Source organism: Streptomyces sp. NPDC059355, from assembly GCF_042752335.1.
In the GTDB taxonomy this organism is placed as follows: Bacteria; Actinomycetota; Actinomycetes; order Streptomycetales; family Streptomycetaceae; genus Streptomyces.
Window position 1 is genome coordinate 1 of the sequence record NZ_JBHYXN010000096.1, and the last position, 2,710, is coordinate 2,710.

General features: G+C 68.1%; 2 protein-coding genes. Both read right to left on the bottom strand.

What is annotated here, in order from left to right:
• Positions 1-18: 18 nt before the first annotated feature.
• Positions 19-1,128 (bottom strand): IS110 family transposase, encoded by a 1,110-nt coding sequence (locus ACFXGI_RS38530; protein ID WP_384717712.1) that lies wholly within the window; start codon positions 1,126-1,128, stop codon positions 19-21.
• A gap of 240 nt (positions 1,129-1,368) precedes the next feature.
• Positions 1,369-2,478, bottom strand: coding sequence for an IS110 family transposase (locus ACFXGI_RS38535; RefSeq protein WP_384717715.1), 1,110 nt, complete (start codon positions 2,476-2,478; stop codon positions 1,369-1,371).
• Between the last annotated feature and the right edge of the window lie 232 nt (positions 2,479-2,710).

The window sequence follows — 2,710 nt, forward strand, 5'->3', positions numbered from 1 at the left end:
TTGATGCCCCTATAGATGTCAAGCAGCAACTGGGGTGGGTCCTGTCTGGTCAGAGGGGGCACGTGTCGGGACGATGAGTCGGTAGATCTCTCGTGCGACGTAGCGTTTGAGGCAGCGGATGATCTCTCGACGCGTCTTGCCCTCGGCAAGACGTCGCCGTAGGTAGTCCCGGGACCGGTCGTCCCAGCGCAGACGGCTGAGGACGATTCGGTAGAGGGCAGCGTTTGCCTGGCGGTCGCCTCCGCGGTTCAGCCTGCGCCGTTGTGTCTTTCCGGACGAGGCCTCGACCGGGCTGGTGCCGCATAAGGCTGCGAAGGACGCCTCGCTTGCGAGTCGCTCGGGGTTGTCGCCGGCCGAGATGAGGAGGGCGGCGGCGCTGTCCGGGCCGACTCCGCGCACTTCCAGCAAGCCGGGTGTGCTGACTTCGACGGCCTCGGCTATCCGCTTGTTGAGATCGTCGATCTCCTCGGTCAGGTGCCGGATCCGGCGGGCCAGCAGCCTCAAGGTGTGGCGAGCGGCCCCGGCTGGCCCGCTCACGTGCTGGGGATCGAGGTCGGCGCACCGTTTGAACAGGTGCGGGTTGCTCAGCCCGGCAAGCGACTCGCGGAGGCCCGAGTCGGCTGAGACCAGGATGCTCTTGAGCTGGTTGATCGCTTGGGTCCTGGACTTGATCGCGGACCCTTTCGCCAGCTTGAACAGCCGAAGCATCTCTACTGGGCCGTCGCTGGTCTTCGCCGCCGCGGTGGCGCGTCCGGTCAGCACGGCGCGGGCTGCGGCCTCGGCGTCGATGGCGTCGGTCTTGCCGTGGCGGCGTCGGGCGGCCTTGTCGGGCTGGTTGACCTCGGTCACCTCGATGCCCTCGGCACGCAGGTGACGGGTCAGAGCGGCTCCGTAAGAGCCGGTGCACTCGACGCCGGCCCGCCGCAGGACGCGGAATGTCCGTGCCCAGTCCAGGAGCTGGCGGTAGCCGTCAGCGGTCGCTGGGAAGCTGCGGCCGTCGAGGGCGGCGCCGAGGACGGTGATCACGGCTGCGGCGTGGATGTCCTTGTGGGTATCCACTCCGAGTAGGACGTCCTCAGCGTTTGCAGGGACGTGACATGCGGCGGTGGGCTGCGTGATGCTGGTCAAGGTCGCCTCTCCTGATCGCCTCGGGAACCGGTGGCCGTCGCCGGGCCGGGAGCGGTCAAGACTGTGACGGTGCCTGTCGCGAAGGCCCCTATCGGGACACGTCCCCTGCCCGGCGGCAGCAAGTGCCGCCCCGAACGGTGGCCGACAGATCAAACGCAAGGCACCAGGGCCAGTCGTAGCGCGAGTCAGGCCACCGCTTGGAGCGGCACCCCAACATCCTCACAGATGCCCCTATAGATGTCAAGCAGCAACTGGGGTGGGTCCTGTCTGGTCAGAGGGGGCACGTGTCGGGACGATGAGTCGGTAGATCTCTCGTGCGACGTAGCGTTTGAGGCAGCGGATGATCTCTCGACGCGTCTTGCCCTCGGCAAGACGTCGCCGTAGGTAGTCCCGGGACCGGTCGTCCCAGCGCAGACGGCTGAGGACGATTCGGTAGAGGGCAGCGTTTGCCTGGCGGTCGCCTCCGCGGTTCAGCCTGCGCCGTTGTGTCTTTCCGGACGAGGCCTCGACCGGGCTGGTGCCGCATAAGGCTGCGAAGGACGCCTCGCTTGCGAGTCGCTCGGGGTTGTCGCCGGCCGAGATGAGGAGGGCGGCGGCGCTGTCCGGGCCGACTCCGCGCACTTCCAGCAATCCGGGTGTGCTGACTTCGACGGCCTCGGCTATCCGCTTGTTGAGATCGTCGATCTCCTCGGTCAGGTGCCGGATCCGGCGGGCCAGCAGCCTCAAGGTGTGGCGAGCGGCCCCGGCTGGCCCGCTCACGTGCTGGGGATCGAGGTCGGCGCACCGTTTGAACAGGTGCGGGTTGCTCAGCCCGGCAAGCGACTCGCGGAGGCCCGAGTCGGCTGAGACCAGGATGCTCTTGAGCTGGTTGATCGCTTGGGTCCTGGACTTGATCGCGGACCCTTTCGCCAGCTTGAACAGCCGAAGCATGTCTACTGGGCCGTCGCTGGTCTTCGCCGCGGGGGTGGCGCGTCCGGTCAGCACGGCGCGGGCTGCGGCCTCGGCGTCGATGGCGTCGGTCTTGGCGTGGCGGCGTCGGGCGGCCTTGTCGGGCTGGTTGACCTCGGTCACCTCGATGCCCTCGGCACGCAGGTGACGGGTCAGAGCGGCTCCGTAAGAGCCGGTGCACTCGACGCCGGCCCGCCGCAGGACGCCGAATGACCGTGCCCAGTCCAGGAGCTGGCGGTAGCCGTCAGCGGTCGCTGGGAAGCTGCGGCCGTCGAGGGCGGCGCCGAGGACGGTGATCACGGCTGCGGCGTGGATGTCCTTGTGGGTATCCACTCCGAGTAGGACGTCCTCAGCGTTTGCAGGGACGTGACATGCGGCGGTGGGCTGCGTGATGCTGGTCAAGGTCGCCTCTCCTGATCGCCTCGGGAACCGGTGGCCGTCGCCGGGCCGGGAGCGGTCAAGACTGTGACGGTGCCTGTCGCGAAGGCCCCTATCGGGACACGTCCCCTGCCCGGCGGCAGCAAGTGCCGCCCCGAACGGTGGCCGACAGATCAAACGCAAGGCACCAGGGCCAGTCGTAGCGCGAGTCAGGCCACCGCTTGGAGCGGCACCCCAACATCCTCACAGTCGTAGC